Origin of the sequence: Dankookia rubra, from assembly GCF_004355005.1 — a bacterium.
GTDB lineage: Bacteria > Pseudomonadota > Alphaproteobacteria > Acetobacterales > Acetobacteraceae > Paracraurococcus > Paracraurococcus ruber_A.
In genome coordinates this window covers 1-17,896 of the sequence record NZ_SMSJ01000051.1, presented here as the reverse complement: position 1 = coordinate 17,896, position 17,896 = coordinate 1, and the positions used below count along the sequence as shown (strand labels likewise).

The 17,896-nt window shown below is 70.3% G+C and carries 14 protein-coding genes; 7 read left to right on the top strand and 7 right to left on the bottom strand.

Going from position 1 to position 17,896, the window contains the following annotated elements; genetic code table 11:
- Nucleotides 1–188: 188 nt before the first annotated feature.
- The gene (locus tag E2C06_RS25105; protein ID WP_133291337.1) at nucleotides 189–3,791 is read left to right on the top strand and encodes a magnesium chelatase subunit H; all 3,603 of its coding nucleotides are present in this window, start codon (nucleotides 189–191) and stop codon (nucleotides 3,789–3,791) included.
- Between the two features lie 14 nt (nucleotides 3,792–3,805).
- Entirely contained in the window at nucleotides 3,806–4,507 is a 702-nt protein-coding gene (gene bchM, locus E2C06_RS25100; protein ID WP_133291336.1) for a magnesium protoporphyrin IX methyltransferase, read from the top strand.
- A gap of 167 nt (nucleotides 4,508–4,674) precedes the next feature.
- Here bchM and E2C06_RS25095 read toward each other — a convergent pair whose 3' ends face one another.
- The 7 genes from E2C06_RS25095 to E2C06_RS25065 form a co-directional block, all read right to left on the bottom strand.
- Nucleotides 4,675–5,751, bottom strand: coding sequence for a BMP family ABC transporter substrate-binding protein (locus tag E2C06_RS25095; protein WP_133291335.1), 1,077 nt, complete (start codon nucleotides 5,749–5,751; stop codon nucleotides 4,675–4,677).
- Nucleotides 5,752–5,780: 29 nt separating this feature from the next.
- A complete protein-coding gene (locus tag E2C06_RS25090) occupies nucleotides 5,781–6,710 on the bottom strand; it encodes an ABC transporter permease (RefSeq protein WP_133291334.1) in 930 nt (309 codons plus the stop codon).
- Nucleotides 6,703–7,776, bottom strand: coding sequence for an ABC transporter permease (locus tag E2C06_RS25085; RefSeq protein WP_133291333.1), 1,074 nt, complete (start codon nucleotides 7,774–7,776; stop codon nucleotides 6,703–6,705). The genes E2C06_RS25090 and E2C06_RS25085 overlap by 8 nt, the downstream gene beginning before the upstream one ends.
- Complete coding sequence (locus E2C06_RS25080) at nucleotides 7,760–9,316, bottom strand: ABC transporter ATP-binding protein (protein ID WP_133291332.1); 1,557 nt, start codon at nucleotides 9,314–9,316, stop codon at nucleotides 7,760–7,762. The genes E2C06_RS25085 and E2C06_RS25080 overlap by 17 nt, the downstream gene beginning before the upstream one ends.
- A gap of 204 nt (nucleotides 9,317–9,520) precedes the next feature.
- A complete protein-coding gene (locus E2C06_RS25075; protein ID WP_133291331.1) occupies nucleotides 9,521–9,952 on the bottom strand; it encodes a PepSY domain-containing protein in 432 nt (143 codons plus the stop codon).
- An 81-nt stretch (nucleotides 9,953–10,033) separates the two neighbouring features.
- Nucleotides 10,034–11,005, bottom strand: a complete 972-nt coding sequence (locus E2C06_RS25070; RefSeq protein ID WP_133291330.1) for a tripartite tricarboxylate transporter substrate-binding protein — start codon at nucleotides 11,003–11,005, stop codon at nucleotides 10,034–10,036.
- A 167-nt stretch (nucleotides 11,006–11,172) separates the two neighbouring features.
- On the bottom strand, nucleotides 11,173–12,237 hold the full coding sequence (locus E2C06_RS25065; protein ID WP_133291329.1) for a ketopantoate reductase family protein: 1,065 nt from the start codon (nucleotides 12,235–12,237) through the stop codon (nucleotides 11,173–11,175).
- A 112-nt stretch (nucleotides 12,238–12,349) separates the two neighbouring features.
- Here E2C06_RS25065 and E2C06_RS25060 point away from each other — a divergent pair, with 112 nt between their 5' ends.
- From E2C06_RS25060 to E2C06_RS25040, 5 genes are all read left to right on the top strand, one after another.
- The gene (locus E2C06_RS25060) at nucleotides 12,350–13,606 is read left to right on the top strand and encodes a putative DNA modification/repair radical SAM protein (protein WP_133291328.1); all 1,257 of its coding nucleotides are present in this window, start codon (nucleotides 12,350–12,352) and stop codon (nucleotides 13,604–13,606) included.
- Nucleotides 13,603–15,081: a UdgX family uracil-DNA binding protein gene (locus E2C06_RS25055; RefSeq protein ID WP_133291327.1), complete on the top strand. Its 1,479-nt coding sequence runs from the start codon at nucleotides 13,603–13,605 to the stop codon at nucleotides 15,079–15,081. The genes E2C06_RS25060 and E2C06_RS25055 overlap by 4 nt, the downstream gene beginning before the upstream one ends.
- Nucleotides 15,082–15,183: 102 nt before the next feature.
- Nucleotides 15,184–16,446, top strand: a complete 1,263-nt coding sequence (locus E2C06_RS25050; protein ID WP_133291326.1) for a PQQ-dependent sugar dehydrogenase — start codon at nucleotides 15,184–15,186, stop codon at nucleotides 16,444–16,446.
- 68 nt (nucleotides 16,447–16,514) lie between these two features.
- A complete protein-coding gene (locus E2C06_RS25045) occupies nucleotides 16,515–17,096 on the top strand; it encodes a c-type cytochrome (RefSeq protein WP_133291325.1) in 582 nt (193 codons plus the stop codon).
- Nucleotides 17,093–17,557: a hypothetical protein gene (locus E2C06_RS25040; RefSeq protein ID WP_133291324.1), complete on the top strand. Its 465-nt coding sequence runs from the start codon at nucleotides 17,093–17,095 to the stop codon at nucleotides 17,555–17,557. The genes E2C06_RS25045 and E2C06_RS25040 overlap by 4 nt, the downstream gene beginning before the upstream one ends.
- Nucleotides 17,558–17,896 lie beyond the last annotated feature (339 nt).

Below are 17,896 nucleotides of genomic sequence, written 5' to 3'. Positions count from 1 at the left end.
GCCGCGACGGTGTTCCTGGCGCCGGACTGGGCGGCGGAGCACCGCCAATCGTCAACATAACTGGACGTCAGTTTTGATTGACACTTGGCGCACCCGGTCCAAAATGCCTGACCAAGGCCTGTTCCAGAGGGGAAATCCGTGAAGGCGACCGGCAGAGGCCGCGCAGGTGGGAATGAGGGCTCCCGGCCATGACGACCCCGATCCGGGTCGTCATTGTCACCATGGACAGCCATTTCGGCGGGGCGGTCACCGCTGCCCGTAGCCAACTGCGTCGCAGCCTGCCCGGGCTGGAACTGGTGCTGCACGCCGCCGACGAATTCGCCGCTGACCCGGTCGCGCTGCAGGCCTGCCTCGATGATATCGGCCGGGCCGACATTATCATCGCCGGGATGCTCTTCCTCGAGGATCATATCCGCCTGGTCGAGCCGGCGCTGGCGGCACGGCGGGACAGCTGCGACGCGCTGGTCTGCTGCCTCTCCGCGCCCGAGGTCATGCGGCTCACCCGCCTCGGCAAGTTCAGCATGGCGGGGGAAGCCAAGGGGATCGTCGGCCTGCTCAAGCGGCTGCGCGGCAAGCCCAAGGGAGCAGCCGCGAGCGGCAAGGGCCAGATGAAGATGCTGCGGGAACTGCCGAAGCTGCTGCGCTTCATCCCCGGCACCGCGCAGGACCTGCGGGCCTATTTCCTGACGCTCTCCTACTGGCTGGCGGGGTCGGCCGACAACCTGGCCAACATGGTCGCGCTGCTGGTCAACCGCTATGCCGCCGGGCCGCGGCGCGCGCTGGCCGGCACGCTGAAGGTGGCGCCGCCGATCGAGTACCCGGAGTGCGGCCTCTATCACCCGCGCGCCAGGGACAGGGTGACCGAGGACTTGGCGACGCTGCCGCGGGCCGGCAGCCGCGGCACGGTCGGGCTGCTACTGCTGCGCGCCTATGTACTGGCGAACAACGCGAAGCACTACGACGGCATGATCGCGGCGCTGGAGGCGCAGGGGCTGAACGTCATCCCCGCCTTCGCTTCCGGCCTCGATGCCCGCCCCGCCATGGAGCGCTTCTTCATGCGGGACGGCGTGCCGCAGGTGGATGCGGTGGTCTCGCTGACCGGGTTCTCCCTCGTCGGCGGCCCGGCCTACAACGATGCACATGCCGCCGAGGAAGCCTTGGCGGTGCTCGACGTGCCCTATGTCACGGCGCATCCGCTCGAATTCCAGACCATGCGGCAATGGAGCGCCGACCGGCGCGGCCTGCTGCCGGTGGAGGCGACCATGATGGTCGCCATCCCCGAGCTCGACGGCGGGGTCTGGCCGATGACCTTCGGCGGGCGCTGCGGCGCCTCCGACCATCCGGCCGAGCGCTGCGCCGGCTGCGACGGCGTCAACTGCGCACGCGACATGGTGCCGCACCCCGAGCGCGCGGCGATGCTGGCGGCGCGGGTCGCCAAGCTGGTGGCGCTGCGGCGGTCCGAACGGGCCAGCCGCAAGGTGGCGACCGTGCTGTTCAACTTCCCGCCCAATGCCGGCACCACCGGCACGGCCGCCTATCTCGGCGTCTTCGCCTCCCTGCTCAACACGCTGCGGGCGATGCGGGAGGCCGGCTATACGGTCGAGGTGCCCGAGAGCGTCGACGCGTTGCGCGGGATGGTCATCGACGGCAACCGCGACCGGCACGGCACCACGGCCAATGTCGCGGCACGCATCGGCGCCGACGACCAGTTGCGCCGCACGCCCTGGCTGGCCGAGATCGAATCCGCCTGGGGCCCGGCGCCGGGCCGGCAGCTCACCGACGGGCGGGACATCTTCGTGCTCGGCGTGCAGCTCGGCAACGTCTTCGTCGGCGTGCAGCCTGGCATGGGCTACGAGGGCGACCCGATGCGCCTGCTGTTCGAGCACGGCTTCGCCCCGACCCATGCCTTCACCGCCTTCTATCGCTGGATCAGGGAAGATTTCGGGGCGCATGCCGTGCTGCATTTCGGCACCCATGGCGCGCTGGAATTCATGCCGGGCAAGCAAGCCGGCATGTCCGGCCAGTGCTGGCCGGACCGGCTGATCGGCGACCTGCCGAACTTCTACCTCTATGCCTCGAACAACCCGTCCGAGGGAATGATCGCCAAGCGCCGCGCTGGGGCGACGCTGGTCAGCTACCTGACGCCGCCGGTCGCCTCGGCCGGGCTCTATCGCGGTCTGCTCGACCTGAAGGCCAGCATCGACCGCTGGCGCGGGCTGGAGCCGGAAGCCGATATCGGCCAGCGCGCCGCGCTGTCCGGGCTGATCCAGGCGCAGGCGACCGAGGTCAACCTGGCGAGTGCCGAGCCGGTCTGGGGCGACACTGCCACGGCCGAGATCGACAAGCTCGGCCGCGCGCTGCTCGAGCTCGAATACACGCTGATCCCGCACGGGCTGCACGTGGTCGGCGAGCCGCCGGATGCCGCGCAGCGGGCGGAGATGCTGGACGCGGCGGGTGTCGCGGATCCCGTCGACCGCGCGAAGTTCGATGCGCTGCTCGGCACCGACCACGAGCTGCCGGGGATCCTCCGCGCGCTCGATGGCCGCTACATCCGGCCGGCGCCGGGCGGCGACCTGCTGCGCAGCATGGACGTGCTGCCGACGGGGCGGAACCTGCACGGCTTCGACCCCTTCAAGCTGCCCAGCGCCTTCGCCGTGCAGGACGGCGCCCGCCAGGCGCAGCGGCTGCTGGAACGCCACGCCGCGGATGGGAACGGGCTGCCGGAGACGGTGGCGATGGTGCTCTGGGGCACCGACAACCTGAAGACCGAGGGCGGGCCGATCGCCCAGGTGCTGGCGCTGATGGGCGCGGTGCCGCGCTACGACAGCTATGGCCGCCTGGCGGGGGCGGCGCTGCTGCCGCTGGCCGAGCTCGGAAGGCCGCGGATCGACGTGGTGGTGACGCTGTCCGGCATCTTCCGCGACCTGCTGCCCTTGCAGATGAAGCTGCTTGCCGAAGCTGCCCTGCTTGCCGCCTCCGCCGAGGAGCCGGTCGAGCAGAACTTCATCCGCGCGCATGCCCTGGCGCATGTCGCGCAGCACGGCGGCAGCCTCGAGCAGGCGGCGCTGCGGGTCTTCTGCAATGCCGACGGCACCTATGGCTCCAACGTCAACGCGCTGGTCGGCGAGGGCGCCTGGAACGACGAGGACGAGCTCGCCGAGGCCTTCGTCAAGCGCAAGGGCTTCGCCTATGGCGTGGACGGCAAGCCGGCGCGGTCCGACGCGGTGCTGAACGCGGTCCTGGCGACGGTTGAGGTGACCTACCAGAACCTCGACAGCATCGAGGTCGGCGTGACGACGGTCGACCACTACTTCGACACGCTGGGCGGCATCAGCCGCGCGGTGCGGCGGGCCCGCGGCGGCACCGCGAGCGCGGTCTATATCGGCGACCAGACCCGCGGCGACGGCGTGGTGCGCACCATCTCCGAGCAGGTGGCGCTCGAGACGCGAACGCGGGCGCTGAACCCCAAATGGTATGAGGCGCTGCTGAAGCATGGCTTCGAGGGCGTGCGCGAGATCGAGGCCCACGTCACCAACACCATGGGCTGGTCGGCCACCACCGGCGACGTCGCCCCCTGGGTCTACGAGAAGCTGGCAGAGACCTTCGTGCTGGACCCGGAGATGCGGGATCGGATGGCGAAGCTGAACCCCACCGCCTCCGCCAAGATCGCCAACCGGCTGCTCGAGGCGCAGGAGCGCAACTACTGGTCGCCCGATGCCTCGGTGCTCGACCGGCTGCGGCGCGCGGGGGAGGAACTGGAAGACAGGCTGGAAGGCGTCGCCGCGGCCTGATCGGGAGAAGCAGGATGCCCACCGCCACCTATGCGGATCGCCGCCAGCAGCTGGAAACCTATTTCGACCGCACCGCGGTTGAGGCCTGGAAGCGGCTGACCTCCGACGCGCCGGTCAGCGGCATCCGCGCCACCGTGCGGGCCGGGCGCGACACCATGCGCGCGATCCTGCTGGACTGGCTGCCGGCCGACCTGGCCGGGCGGCGGATCCTCGATGCCGGCTGCGGCACCGGGGCGCTGGCGATCGAGGCGGCGCGGCGCGGCGCGCATGTGGTCGCCGTCGACCTCTCGCCGCAGCTGGTGGCGCTGGCGCAGGACCGCATTGGCCATGACCACGGCGAGGGGCGGATCGACTTCCGCGTCGGCGACATGTTCGATTCCGCCTGGGGCCATTTCGACCACGTGGTCGGGATGGACAGCCTGATCCACTACAAGCTGGCCGATGTGGTGCGGGCGCTGGCGGGCATGGCCGCGCGCACCGGGGATTCCATGCTCTTCACCTTCGCCCCGAGCAGCGCCTTCCTGCAGGCCTTCCTCGCAGTCGGCCGTCTGGTGCCGCGCGGCGACCGGTCGCCCGCCATCGTTCCGGTCGCCGAGCACAGGCTGCGCCGGCGGATCGAGGCCGACCCGGCCTTCCAGGGCTGGCGTACCGCGCGCACGCAACGCGTGGCGCGCGGCTTCTATACGTCGCAGGCGCTGGAGGTGCTACGGGGATAGCAAGGAAGGTTGGGGAGGAAAAGGCATTTCCTCCCCAAACCCCACCTTTGCTTTTTGTGGGTCTGGAACTCGTCGCGCGGCGAATGCCAAGCCCAGAAAAATAGATGAGGCGTCCGGGGAGAATACCTTCTCCCCGGCCTTGCTTCATCCCGTGCGGGCCGCGCGGGTCAGACCTTCCCCTGCACGCCCTCGACGAACCAGTTCATGGACAGGATCTCGGCATCCATCATGGCCTTGCCCGCCGGAACCTTCACCACGCCGGCCTGATCCTTCAGCGGGCCGCTGAACACCACCAGCTTGCCGGACCTGATCTCCTCGGTCTTCGCCGCGACCTCGGCCAGCAACGGCGCCGGCAGGGACGGGTTGAAGCGGGACAGCTTCACCATCCCGCTCGCCATGCCGCCCCAGACATCGCCGCTGGCCCAGGTGCCGGCGATCGCCTGCTTCACCCGGTCGACGTAGTAGTTGTCCCAATGCATCTCGACAGCGGTGGTGTGGGTCTTCGGGCCATATTTCAGCATGTCGCTGTCATATCCGCTGCACCACACGCCCTTTTCCTCGGCGGCCTGCACCACCGCGGTGCTGTCGGTGTGCTGGGTCAGATAGTCGGCGCCCTGCGCCACCAGCGTGTCGGCCGCCGCGCGTTCCTTGCCCGGGTCGAACCAGCTGCTGGTGAAGATCACCTTGATCGTCGCCTTCGGGTTCACGCTGCGGGCGCCAAGCAGCACCGCATTGATGCCCTGAATCACCTCGGGGATCGGGAAGGCGGCGACATAGCCGATAATGCCGGACTTCGAGAGGCGCCCGGCGATGATGCCGGTGAGGTAGCGCGGCTCGTAGTAGCGGCCGGAATAGGTCGCCAGGTTGGGGCCGCGCTTGTAGCCGGTCGCGTGCTCGAATTTCAGCTTGGGGAAGGCTTTTGCAACCTTCTCCGTCGGGTTCATGTAGCCGAAGGAAGTCGTGAAGATCAGCTGGTTGCCGTCCTGCGCCAGGCGGCGGATGACGCGCTCGGAATCGGCGCCCTCGGGCACGTTCTCGACGTAGCTGGTCTTTACCGCGGCGCCGAGCGCGGCGTCGACGGCGCGGCGGCCCATTTCGTGCTGGAAGGTCCAGCCGGCATCGCCGATGGGCGAGACATAGACGAAGCCGACCTTGAAGGGGTCGGCCGCGGCGGCGCGGCGGCCTATGGCGAAGGCCGGCAGCGCCAGCGGCGCGGCAAGCAGCGAACGGCGAAGTATGCTCATCCAAACGGTCCTGTTGCAGGTTTCAAGGGTCAGCCGGCGGCGCCGAAGGGCTTGCCCAGCGCCGCGGGGGCATTGAGCTTAAGCCGCGTCGCGTCGCGGGAGATCAGCACCAGCACCACGACGGTGGCGAGGTAGGGCAGCATCGACAACAGGTGGGGCGAGACGTCGAGTCCGAAGGCACCGGCGTGGAATTGCGCGATGGTGACGAGGCCGAAGAGCACGGCGCCGAGCGCCAGCCAGGCCGGCTTCCAGGCGGAGAAGACCACCAGCGCCAGGGCGATCCAGCCGCGCCCGGCCACCATGTTCTCGGTCCACATCGGCGTATAGACGAGGCTGAGGTAGGCGCCGGCCAGGCCCGCCATCGCCCCGCCGAAGACCACCGCGGCATAGCGCACCCGCAACACCGAATAGCCGAGCGCATGTGCGACGTCGTGGCTCTCGCCCACCGCCCGCACCACTAGCCCGCGCCGCGTCCTGTAGAGGAAGGCGCCAACCAACGCGGGCGTCGCCAGCGCCAGCCAGACCACGGGGTCCAGCAGCATGAATTGCTGCGCCAGCGGGCCGGCGGCATCGAGATTCGGCCAGATCACCGTCGCCAGGCCGGTGATCGGCGTGCCCTGCCAGGGCAGGCCGATCAGCGCGGAGAGGCCGACGCCGAAGATGGTGAGCGCCAGGCCGCAGGCGACCTGGTTGGCCCGCAGCGTCAATGTCAGGACACCGAAGAGCAGCGCCATCAGCGCCCCCGCCAGCGCCGCGACAGCCAGGCCCAGCAGCGGGTTGCCGGTGGAGGCAGTGGCGATGAAGCCGGCCGCGGCGCCGACCAGCATCATCCCCTCGACGCCAAGGTTGAGCACACCGGCCCGCTCCGCCACCAGCTCCCCGAACCCAGCCAGCAGCAGCGGCGTCGCGGCGCGCAGCGTCGCTACCAAAAGAGCGACCAGGGCGAAGGCATCAGGCATGCCGGGCATCCCGCACCACCACCAGCCGTTGGTCGATGAAGACGTCGGCGCCCAGCAGGAAGAACAGCAGCATGCCCTGGATGGTCCCGATCACGGCGATCGGCAGTTGCAGGGAGACCTGCAACTGCTCCCCGCCGAGGTAGAGCAGCGCCATCAGGAAGGATGCGCCGAGGATGCCGAAGGGATGCAGCCTGCCCATGAAGGCGACGATGATGGCGGCGAAGCCATAGCCCGGCGACATCACCGGCTGCAGCTGGCCGACCGGCCCGGCGGCTTCCAGCACCCCGGCCAGCCCGGCCAGCGCGCCGGACAGCACCAGGCTGAACCAGACCGCGCCGGTGGCGGAGAAGCCGGCGTAGCGCGCCGCCTCCGGCGCCTGCCCCACCGTGCGCAGGCGGAATCCGGTGACGGTGCGGCTCAGCAGCAGCCAGGCCAGTGGCACCGCCAGCAACGCCAGCAGGAAGCCGGCATTGAGCCTTGAGCCCTCCACCAGCACCGGCAGCAGCGCGTCGTCGTCGAACATCCTCGTCTGCGGGAAGTTGAAGCCCTCCGGGTCGATCCAGGGGCCGTGCACCAGCCAGCCGAGGAGCTGGATGGCGACGTAGCTCAGCATCAGCGTGGTCAGGATCTCGTGCGCGTTGAAGCGGGTCTTCAGCAGCGCGGGCATGGCGGCCCAGGCGGCGCCACCGGCCGCGCCCGCCAGCAGCATCAGCGGCAGCACCCACCAACGCCCCTCCCCGCCGAAGGCCAGCGCGATGCCGCCGCCGGCGATGGCGCCCATGGTCAGCTGCCCCTCGGCGCCGATGTTCCAGACATTGGCCCTGACGCCGACCGCGATGCCGATGGCGCAGAGCAGCAGCGGCGTCGCCTTCAGCCCCAGCTCGGTCAGCCCGTCGAGCGTCGAGAGCGGCGCGAGGAACAGCGTGCCGAGCGCCACCAGCGGGTCATGGCCCAGCAGGGCGAAGACCACGCCGCCGCCGACCGCCGCCAGCAGCGCTGCCAGCAGCGGCGAGAGCCAGAGCATGGCGCGGGATGGCGCCGGCCGCGCCTCAAGCCGCAGGCGCATGGACCATCCGTTCCGCACCGCCCATCAGCAGGCCGATCCGCTCGACCGTCGCCTCCGCCACCGGCATGGGCGGCGAGAGCCGGCCGCCGCTCAGCACCGCGATGCGGTCGGCGATCTCCAGCAGCTCGTCGAGGTCCTCGCTCACCACCAGCACCCCGGCGCCGGCGGCGGCCAGGTCCATCAGGTCCTGGCGGATCGCCAGCGCGGCGCCGATATCGACGCCCCAGGTCGGGTGCGCCGCCAGCAGCACGCGCGGGCCGGCATCGATCTCCCGCCCGACGATGAACTTCTGCATGTTGCCGCCGGAGAGGCTGCGCCCCTGCGCGGCGATGCCCGAACACCGCACGCCGAAGCGGGCGATCAGGCGGGCGGCGAGCGCATTCACCGCCCGCATGTCGAGCAGGCCGCGCGGCGCCGTCACGCCATCCACCCGGGTCAGCAGCGCATTCTCCGCCAGGCTGTATTCCGCGACTGCGCCGCGGCCGAGCCGCTCCTCCGGAATGAAGGCGAGTCCCCGCGCGCGCCGCGCCGCCGGGCCCAGCGCGCCGACCGGCCGGCCTTCCAGCAGCACCGCGCCGGGGGCCGAGCGGCGTTCACCGGCGAGCGCCGCCAGCAGCTCCTTCTGCCCGTTGCCGGCGACCCCGGCGATGCCGAGGATCTCGCCGGCGCGGAGTTCCAGCGCGATGCCGCGCAGCGTGGTGCCGAAGGGCTCGCCGGCGGGCAGGGTCAGGCGGTTCACCACCAGGCAGGGCGCGCCGGCGGCATGGGCGGGCGGGCGGTGGGTGCGGGCCAGGGCGCCGCCCATCATCATCTCGGCCAGCGACTCGGCGGTCTCGACCCGCGGGTCGCAGCGCGCCACCACCCGGCCGGCGCGCAGCACCGTCGCCGCGGTGCAGAGCGCGCGGATCTCCTCGAGCTTGTGGCTGATGTAGAGGACCGAGCAGCCCTCGGCGGCCAGCCGCCGCAGCATGACAAAGAGCCCGTCCGCCTCCTGCGGCATCAGCACGCTGGTCGGCTCGTCCATGATCAGCAGCTTCGGCCGTTGCAGCAGGCAGCGCAGGATCTCGACCCGCTGCCGCTCGCCAACGCTGAGGTGGTGGACATGGCGGCCGGGCTCCACCGCCAGGCCGTATTGCGCGGCGGTCCGGCGGATTTCGGCGGTCAGCGCGGCGAGGCCTTGCCTGCTGCCGAGCCCGAGGGCGATGTTCTCGGCGACCGTCAGCGTCTCGAACAGCGAGAAATGCTGGAATACCATGCCGATGCCAAGCGCCCGGGCGGCATTTGGGTCGGCGACCTGCACCGTCTCGCCCTCCCAGGCGATCTCGCCGGCATCGGGCGCGATGACGCCGTAGACGATCTTCATCAGAGTGGACTTGCCGGCACCGTTCTCGCCGAGCAGGGCGTGGATCTCGCCCGGCGCGACGTTCAGCGCCACCGCGTCGTTGGCCAGCATGGCGCCGTAGCGCTTCGAGATGCCAAAGAGCGACAGGCGCGGGGGCAGGACCCCGCGCGGCAGGCTCACGGCGACGCCGGATGACATGGAACAGGCCTGGCCAAAACAAATTCGCGCAATCGCGAGCCCTCCCGCGCCCGAGCTCTCTCGCGCGCCAGCTTGCAGCAACCGTGCCGGGGACGGGAAGCGGCGAGACGCGACCGTGCCGCTATGGCCCGTGCGCGGGCTGGGCGCAGCCGCGGTTGAATACCCGTCCAGGCAGCACGTTACATGGGGTTTGGCATGGCTGGTTCAGCGGACCAGGGCGCCGGTGCGGGCATTGACCCGCAGTTCCACCGGCGTGTCGCCCTGCCGGGCCCGCAGGCGGATCAACTCGCCGTCCCGGCCCATCTCCTCGACACTGTTGTAGCCGCGTTCCTGCAGCAGGCTGCGGGCCTGGCGCTCGGTCAGCGGGGGCATCTCGCGCGGCTGGCCGGTCAGCGCGTCGATCCGGATCTCGGGCACCTTCTCGCCGTACCGGGTGGCGTCGGTGACCTTGTAGCTGTCGCCTTCCCGCGCCAGGCCGCCGATCTCGGTATAGCCACGGGCGCGCAGCACGGTGCGGACCTGGTCGGCGGTCAGCCAGGCGGGGTCGGCCCGTTCCTGCTGGGCCTGCTGGGCCATGGCGGGGCCGGCCAGGACAAGGGCGAGAAACACGGCGGCAAGGCGGCGGCGCATCGGCATGGCAAGGGCTCCGGCAGGGCTCGCCCCCGAAGGGACCCCCGTACTGATAATGCCGGAGTAACCGGATCCGTCCCCGATGGTTCAGTCGGCATAGGCACCGGCCGCCTGGATGATCGGCCGCCAGCGCGCCACCTCCTCGGCCAGGAAGCGGCGGTGGAAGGCGATGGTCTGGCGTTCCGGGGACGGCACGTCGGTCAGCAGCTCGGCATAGCGCTGGCGCAGCTTCTCGTCCCGCAGCGCCGCCTGCAGGGCGGCCGAGAGCTTCTCCTGGATCGGCTCCGGCGTGCCGGCGGGGGCGTAGAGGCCGTGCCAGGTGCTCATCGCCACGCCGCCGAAGCCAGCCTCCGCGGTGGTGGGAACCTTGGGCAACCCGGCCAGCCGCTGCGGGCTGCTGACGCCCCAGGCCTGCACCCGGTTGTCGCGGATATAGGGGATGGTGTTGGTCGCTTGGTCGCAGAGCAGGTCGATGCGCCCGGCCATCAGCTCGGCGATCGCCGGCGCGGTGCCGCGGAACACCACGATGGTGGCGCGGTTGCCGGCGGCCTGCTGCACCAGCAGGGCGCAGAGATTGGCCGCCGAGCCCAGCCCCGCGGTCGCCATGTTCAGCGCGTCGCCGCGGGTCTTCAGGTCGGCCATGACGCCGGCCAGGTTCTCCGCGGGGAAGCCAGGGCGGGTCACGATGGTCATGGCGGCGTCGGAGACCAGGCCGAGCGGGGCGAAGCTGCCGGGGACGTCGTAGGGCAGCTTGCGGAACAGCGTGGCGCTGGCCGCCATGCCGATGTTGTTGATCAGCAGCGTGTAGCCGTCGGGCTTGGCCTGCACCATGCGCTGCGGCCCGACGACGGATCCGCCGATGCTCTCGACCACCACGGGCTGGTCGAGCTGCCGGCCCATGCTCTCGGCGACGATGCGGGTGATGGTATCGGTCGGGCCGCCCGCGGCCCCGGCGGCGATCAGGGTGATCGGGCGGCTGGGGAAGGCTTCCTGGGCCCGCAGCGCAGGCGCGGCGAGCAGCAGCGGGGCGGCGAGCAGGTGGCGGCGCGTTGGGCGCATCGTCGTTGTCCTCCCGGAGGTGGAAGCAAGGTTGGCGAGGAAAAAGCATTTCCTCCCCAAACCCCTCCATTCCTTTTTCTGGGCTTGGCACCCGTCACGCGGCGAATGCCGGACTCACAAAAATAGATGAGGGGTCCGGGGAGAATACAGTCTCCCCGGCCTTTCCCTCAGTTCAGCCGCAGGTCACGGATATGCTTCGGGTCGGCCGGGATCTCGCCCCGCTCCACCCGCTTGACGATATCGGTCAGCGCCGCATTCGCCGGCGTGGCGATGCCGACATCCTTGGCCTTGTCGCAGACGAAGCCGTTGAGGAACTCGATCTCGGTCCGCCGCCCCTTCACCATGTCCTGGCCCATCGAGGGGCGGTGCGCGCCGCCGCCGGGCTTGCGCGCCTCGGCCAGGCGGTGCTCGTCGTATTCCTGCCGGGCGGCGGCGTCGCCCTCCCCGGCACGGGCGATCACTTCCGGGTCGATGTGGTGGATCTCCTCGAGCGTGTAGCCGAGCGCCTGGCCGACCCGGATCGCCTCCGACCCCAGCCGCGCGGTGAAGGCCCGCAGCGTGTCGTCCAGCAGGATGTCGCGGCTGATCAGCCCGGTGGAGGCCGACATGCCGTTGCCCATCACGTTGGTCACCAGCTTCGACCAGCGCTCGCCCCAGAGGTTGGAGGTGACGGTGCAGCTGTCCGACAGCGCGCAGAGCCGGCCGATCTCGTTGGCGCGCTCGGTGATGCGGCCATGCACCTCCCCCACCCGGAAGACGGTATGCGCCGCGCCGCCCTTGCCGGAGGCGCGGCGGACATGGCCGGGCTCGCAGAGCTCGACGGTGATGGATGAGGCGATGGCGCCGAGCGTCCGGCCCCAGCCGACCACCTCGGCGATCGTCTCCTCGTTCATGCAGTTCTGCAGGGAGACGCAATAGCCGCCCGGCGCCAGGTATTGCCGCACCATCATGGTGGCCCAGGCGGTGTCGTAGGACTTGGTGCAGATGAAGGCGATGTCGAAGGGCTTCTCCTTCGACACGTGCTGCAGCTCGGTCAGGTGGATCGCCTTCACCGGCACGGTGAATTCCGGCACGTCCTTGATGTGGGAGATCCGCAGGCCCTTGGCGCGCATCGCCTCGACATGCTCCGGCCACATGTCGACGAAGGTCACGTCCTCCCCCGCCCGGGCCATATGCGCGCCGGCATAGCCGCCGACCGCGCCGGCGCCGATGATGGCGATGCGGTTTCCCATGGAATTTCCCCCGAATTGCGTTGCGGTCAGTCTGCGCCGGGGCGCGGCGATGGCAAGGGGGTTGCGCCGCGATCGTTACAGAACATATAGTGAACTCGTTGGAAGGTCCCCCATGGAACTGCGCCGCAAGCTCGAGATCCTGGCGGATGCCGCGAAATACGATGCCTCCTGCGCATCGTCCGGCACCGACAAGCGGGACAGCCGGAAGGGCGGCCTCGGCAGCACGGAAGGCATGGGCATATGCCACGCCTATACGCCGGACGGCCGCTGCGTCTCGCTGCTGAAGGTGCTGCTGACCAATGCCTGCGTCTTCGACTGCGCCTACTGCATCAACCGTGCCGGTTCCAACGTGCAGCGCGCCCGCTTCACGGTGCGGGAGCTGGTGGACCTGACGCTGCACTTCTACCGGCGCAACTACATCGAGGGGCTGTTCCTCTCCTCCGGCATCATCCGCTCCCCCGACTACACCATGGAGCAGATCACCGAGGTCGCCCGGCAGCTGCGGGAGGTGCACGGCTTCCGCGGCTACATCCACCTGAAAACCATCCCCGATGCTGCGCCGGACCTGCTGGCGAAGGCCGGGCTCTATGCCGACCGGCTCTCGATCAACATCGAGCTGCCGATGGCCGAGAGCCTGCGCGCCCTGGCGCCGGAGAAGGACGCCCCCGGCATCCGTCGCGCCATGGGCCGGATGCGGCTGCGGATCGACGAGGCGAAGGAGGCGAAGCGCACCGAAGGCCGCGCCGCCGCGCCGCGCTTCGCCCCGGCCGGGCAGAGCACGCAGATGATCGTCGGCGCCGATGCGGCCGATGATCGCACGGTGCTGGGGACGACGGCCAACCTTTATGCCAGCTACGGGCTCAGGCGGGTCTACTACTCCGCCTACTCGCCGATCCCCGATGCCAGCGCGCTGCTGCCGCCGGCGGCGCCGCCGCTGGTGCGGGAACACCGGCTGTACCAGGCCGATTGGCTGCTGCGCTTCTACGGCTTTGAGCTCGACGAGATCATGGCGGGCGGCGAGGGTGGCCATCTCGACCTCGGCATCGATCCGAAGCTGGCCTGGGCGTTGAAGCACCGCGAGCGTTTCCCGGTCGACGTCAACCGCGCGCCGCGGGAGATGCTGCTGCGGGTGCCGGGGCTTGGGGCGAAGACGGTGGACCGGCTGCTTTCGGCTCGGCGGCACCGCAGCATCCGCAGCGACGACCTGGGCCGGCTGCGGCTGCCGCTGGCGAAGCTGCTGCCCTTCCTGGTCACCGCCGACCACCGGCCGCGTGGCGGCCTGCTCGACCGCGCCGACCTGCGCCGCATCGTCGCCCCGCGCACCGGCTTCGCCGCGCAGGCCCGGCCGGTGCAACTGGCGCTGCTATGAGCGACGGCGTCGGCATCCTGCTGCCGGGCCAGGCCGATTTCGCGGCATGGCGGCAGCAGGCGCGCCGGCTGCTGGCGGCCGGCGTTCCGCCGGAGCGGGTGGAATGGCGCGTCCTCGGCGACCCGCCCGGCCTCTTCGGCGGTGCGCCCATGCCGGCCGAAGCCGCCCCGGTCACTGCCAGCGTGCCGCGCGCCTTCCTCGAGCAGGTGGAGGTTGCGATCCGCCACCGCGACCCGGAACGCTTCGCGCTGCTCTACCGCATCCTGTGGCGGATCGTGCGGGGCGAGCACGGGCTGATGCAGGTGGCGACCGACGCCGACTTCATCCGGGTGCAGGCCATGGCCAAGGCGGTGCGGCGGGACGCCCACAAGCTGCACGCCTTTCTCCGCTTCCGCGGGATCGAAACCGAGCAGGGCGAGCGCTACGTCGCCTGGTTCGAGCCCGACCACCACATCCTGGAAGCCGAGGCGGGCTTCTTCGTCCGCCGCTTCGCCGCGCTGCGCTGGTCCATCCTGACGCCGGAGGCGAGCGCGCATTGGGACGGCGAGACGCTGCGCATGGGCGCCGGCGGCACCCGGGCCGAGGCGCCGCCCGAGGATGCGCACGAGGAACTCTGGCGCGCCTATTACCGCAGCATCTTCAACCCCGCCCGGATGAAGCCGGACGCGATGCGGGCCGAGATGCCGGTGAAATACTGGAAGAACCTGCCGGAAGCCCGCGACATCCGCGGCCTGATGGCGGAAGCGCCGCAGCGCGTCGCCGAGATGGTGGCGCGCGGCGCGACCCCCGCCGCGTCCCGTCGCCAGCGCAGCCTGCAACCACAAGCCGCGCCGGAGGTTGCCCTGCCCATGCCCGCTGACCTCTTCTCCCGCACCGAGGATCCCGCCGCCGCCCTGGCCGCCCTGCGCGCCGAGCTGGAACGGCGCAACGACCTGCCGCCCTGGACCGCCGCGGCGACGCAGCTGGTTTTCGGCGAGGGCCCGCCCGGCGCGCCGCTGCTCTTCGTCGGCGAGCAGCCGGGCGACGAGGAGGACCTGGCTGGCCGCCCCTTCGTCGGGCCGGCCGGGCGGCTGTTCAACCGCGCCGCGGAGGAAGCCGGCATCGACCGCCCCGCCGCCTACGTCACCAATGCGGTGAAGCATTTCAAGTTCAAGCCGACCGGCCGCCGCCGCCTGCACCAGTCGCCCGATGCCGGCGACATCACCTACTACCGGCCCTTCCTGAAGCGGGAGATCGAGCTTGTCGGGCCGCAGCTGGTCGTTTCGCTCGGCGCCACGGCGCTGCGGGCGCTGACCGGCAAGCCACTGGCGATCACCAAGGTACGCGGCGAGCTGATCGAGACACCGGACGGCCTGCGCGTCTTCCCAACCGTGCATCCCTCCTACCTGCTGCGGTTGCCCGACCCCGAGAGCAAGGCGCGCGAGTACGAGCGCTTCGTCACCGACCTCCGCGCGGCGAAGCGCGAGGTGGCGTAGCGTTCCCCCTTAGAGATGCTTGCAATCGCCGCGCGGCGCGTGGTTCGCTGGCGGCAGCGGCATCCGAACGGCGCCGTGAGAAGAAGACCTTGGGGGTCGTCCATGACCAGAACATCCTCCGCCCGCCGCAAGCGCGTCGTCGGGCCGGCAATCCTTGCAGCGGGACTCATGCTGGGTGGCGGCGCCGCCAATGCTCAGTTGAAAAGCTACGACAGCAGCAAACCCAGTTTCTGGCAGAACCCGCCGCCCGACTGGTTCCTGGGCGATGAGACGGAGGCGCAGAAGGGCCTTGCCCCGCCGGTCGGCCCGGCCACCCCGACCCCGCTGGCCGAGCTGAACGACAACCTCAAGAAGATCAAGCTGCCGCCCGGCTTCAAGATCGAGGTCTATGCCTCCGGCATCCCCGAGGCGCGGCAGATGGCCTGGGGCGACAACGGCACGCTCTTCGTCGGCTCCTTCGGCGCGACCAACGTTTATGCGGTGACCGACAAGGGCGGCAAGCGCGAGGTCAAGACCATCCTGAAGGGCCTCAACATGCCGACCGGCGTGGCCTTCCGGGACGGCGCGCTCTATGTCATCGCGATCGACAAGCTGCTGCGCTACGACGGCGCGGAGTCGAAGCTGGACGAGATGCCGAAGCCGGTCGTCGTCTATGACGATATGCCGCCCTATGTCGCGCATGGCTGGAAGTACATCGTCACGGACAAGGAGGGCGCGATGTACCTGCCCTTCGGCCCGCCCTTCAACATCGGCATCCCGCCGACCAGCGTCTCGCAGATCCGCCGGGTGCACCCGAACGGCCAGGCGGAGATCATCGCGCTCGGCGTGCGCAACAGCGTCGGCGGCGACATCGACCCGCGCACCGGCCAGTACTGGTTTACCGAGAACGCGCGCGACTGGATCAGCGACGACCTGCCGAGCGACAAGCTGAACCACGTGACGCGGCTCGGCCAGCATTTCGGCTATCCCTATTGCCACCAGGGCGACATGCCGGATCCGAAATTCGCCATGGGCCACAAGTGCGACGAGTTCACCCCGCCGGCGCTGAACCTCGGCCCGCATGTCGCCCCGCTCGGGATGAAGTTCTACACCGGCAACCAATTCCCGGCCGAGTACCAGAACAACATCCTGATCGCCGAGCATGGCTCCTGGAACCGCCACAAGTACCAGGGCGGCCGGATCATGCGGGTGACGGTCGATCCGGACGGCAAGAACGCCAAGCAGGAGGTCTTCGCCGAGGGCTGGATCACCGGTAACCAGGAATATTCGGGCCGGCCGAACGACATCCTGGTGGCGAAGGACGGCTCGATCCTGGTGGCGGATGACTGGGCCGGCGCCATCTACCGGATCAGCTACTCCCGCTGACCCGGACAAGGCCGCCCGCCCGCAACGGCCGGGTGGGCGGCCGCGTTCCGCTTCTCATGGACACCTGCATGCGCCCTGTGCTGGCCGCCCTCGCGGCCCTGTGCCTTTCCGCCACCCCGCTTGCCGCCGCGGATATCGAAGCCGGCCGGCAGCGCGCCGAGACCTGCGTTACCTGCCACGGCGCGGACGGCATCACCGCCGATCCGTCGATCCCGTCGCTCGCGGGGCAGCGGGAACGCTACCTGCAATGGCAGCTGGTCTTCTTCCGCAGCGGCCGCCGCGCCAACCCGATCATGGGTCCGCTGGCGGCCGACCTGACGGACGAGGAACTGCGCAACCTCGGCGCCTATTTCGCCTCCCTCCCCCGCGCCAACCCACCGTCCGGCGCGCCGGACCCGGCGCTGCACGAGGCGGGGAAGCAGGCCGCGGCGCGGCATCGCTGCGCCTCCTGCCACCAGGACAATTACGGCGGCAGCCAAGCGGCGCCGGCCATCGCCCACCAGACCCGCGCCTATACGGCAAAGGCGCTGCGCGACTACCGCGCCAATGCCCGCCCGAGCGTCGGCGTCGCCGCGATGAACGAGGCGGCGGGCGGCCTCACCGACGACGACATCACCGCGCTCGCGGTCTATCTGGAGCGGCCCGAATGATCCGTGCGGCATGTCTCGGCGGCGCGCTGCTGCTTGCTAGCCCCGTGGCGGCGCAGGCACCCCAGCTCGACGATCCCACGGCCTTCGAGCGCGGATTCGCCGTCTCGCTCTACCAGTTCGATGCCTGCGGCGATGCGCTGGCCGGACGGATGTTCCGCCGGGCGCTGGCGGAACGCTTCGCGCAGTGTCCCTTCTCGAAGGAAGCGCGCAGCCACTACCAGCAGCAGACCCGCGCCGAATTCCAGCGGGTGCGGGAGCGGATGCAGCGGCTGATCGAGGACAACAGCGGCATGCCGCGCGAGCTGGTGGGGATGTCCACGACCTGCCACGCGCAGCAGTCGAGCGACGGCTACCGGGATTTCCGCGCCCTGCTGGAACGCTACCAGGCCGGCGGCGCGACCGCCGAGGCGGTGATCCCGGCGGCCTGCGACGCGGCTGACATCGCGCCTGCAAAACCTTGAGGCCAGGGAGGACGCATCCTCACTGCCCCCGTCCTGGACGTCGGTTCCGCTGCGCGACGGCACCTGACCCGCAAAGCGGAAGTGTGGGGCTTGGGGAGGGGGTGCCTTTCCCTTCCTGGCCGGCCCCAGAGCGGTCTCCGTGCGCCTTGGCTCAAGGCAACCGCTCCGGCCGCTTGTTTTTGCGAGCATCCTTGCCCGACCAGGTGAGTCCACCAGATCGGGATCTGCGCTAGTGTCCTGATCTCGAAGTTCCTACGATTCTGATGCAGGGTCGTGGGGGCTGGCGATGGGCAAGGCGGCGGTGGCGATCGAGCTGACGACGCCGGAGCGGCGGGAGTT

Excerpts from the sequence above, each read along its gene's own strand:
- E2C06_RS25040 (WP_133291324.1), top strand. The coding sequence starts at position 17,093 with ATGATCCGTGCGGCATGTCTCGGCGGCGCGCTGCTGCTTGCTAGCCCC.
- E2C06_RS25105 (WP_133291337.1), top strand. The coding sequence starts at position 189 with ATGACGACCCCGATCCGGGTCGTCATTGTCACCATGGACAGCCATTTC.
- E2C06_RS25080 (WP_133291332.1), bottom strand. The coding sequence starts at position 9,316 with ATGTCATCCGGCGTCGCCGTGAGCCTGCCGCGCGGGGTCCTGCCCCCG.
- E2C06_RS25075 (WP_133291331.1), bottom strand. The coding sequence starts at position 9,952 with ATGCCGATGCGCCGCCGCCTTGCCGCCGTGTTTCTCGCCCTTGTCCTG.
- bchM (WP_133291336.1), top strand. The coding sequence starts at position 3,806 with ATGCCCACCGCCACCTATGCGGATCGCCGCCAGCAGCTGGAAACCTAT.
- E2C06_RS25085 (WP_133291333.1), bottom strand. The coding sequence starts at position 7,776 with ATGCGCCTGCGGCTTGAGGCGCGGCCGGCGCCATCCCGCGCCATGCTC.
- E2C06_RS25090 (WP_133291334.1), bottom strand. The coding sequence starts at position 6,710 with ATGCCTGATGCCTTCGCCCTGGTCGCTCTTTTGGTAGCGACGCTGCGC.
- E2C06_RS25055 (WP_133291327.1), top strand. The coding sequence starts at position 13,603 with ATGAGCGACGGCGTCGGCATCCTGCTGCCGGGCCAGGCCGATTTCGCG.
- E2C06_RS25050 (WP_133291326.1), top strand. The coding sequence starts at position 15,184 with ATGACCAGAACATCCTCCGCCCGCCGCAAGCGCGTCGTCGGGCCGGCA.
- E2C06_RS25045 (WP_133291325.1), top strand. The coding sequence starts at position 16,515 with ATGCGCCCTGTGCTGGCCGCCCTCGCGGCCCTGTGCCTTTCCGCCACC.
- E2C06_RS25070 (WP_133291330.1), bottom strand. The coding sequence starts at position 11,005 with ATGCGCCCAACGCGCCGCCACCTGCTCGCCGCCCCGCTGCTGCTCGCC.
- E2C06_RS25060 (WP_133291328.1), top strand. The coding sequence starts at position 12,350 with ATGGAACTGCGCCGCAAGCTCGAGATCCTGGCGGATGCCGCGAAATAC.
- E2C06_RS25065 (WP_133291329.1), bottom strand. The coding sequence starts at position 12,237 with ATGGGAAACCGCATCGCCATCATCGGCGCCGGCGCGGTCGGCGGCTAT.
- E2C06_RS25095 (WP_133291335.1), bottom strand. The coding sequence starts at position 5,751 with ATGAGCATACTTCGCCGTTCGCTGCTTGCCGCGCCGCTGGCGCTGCCG.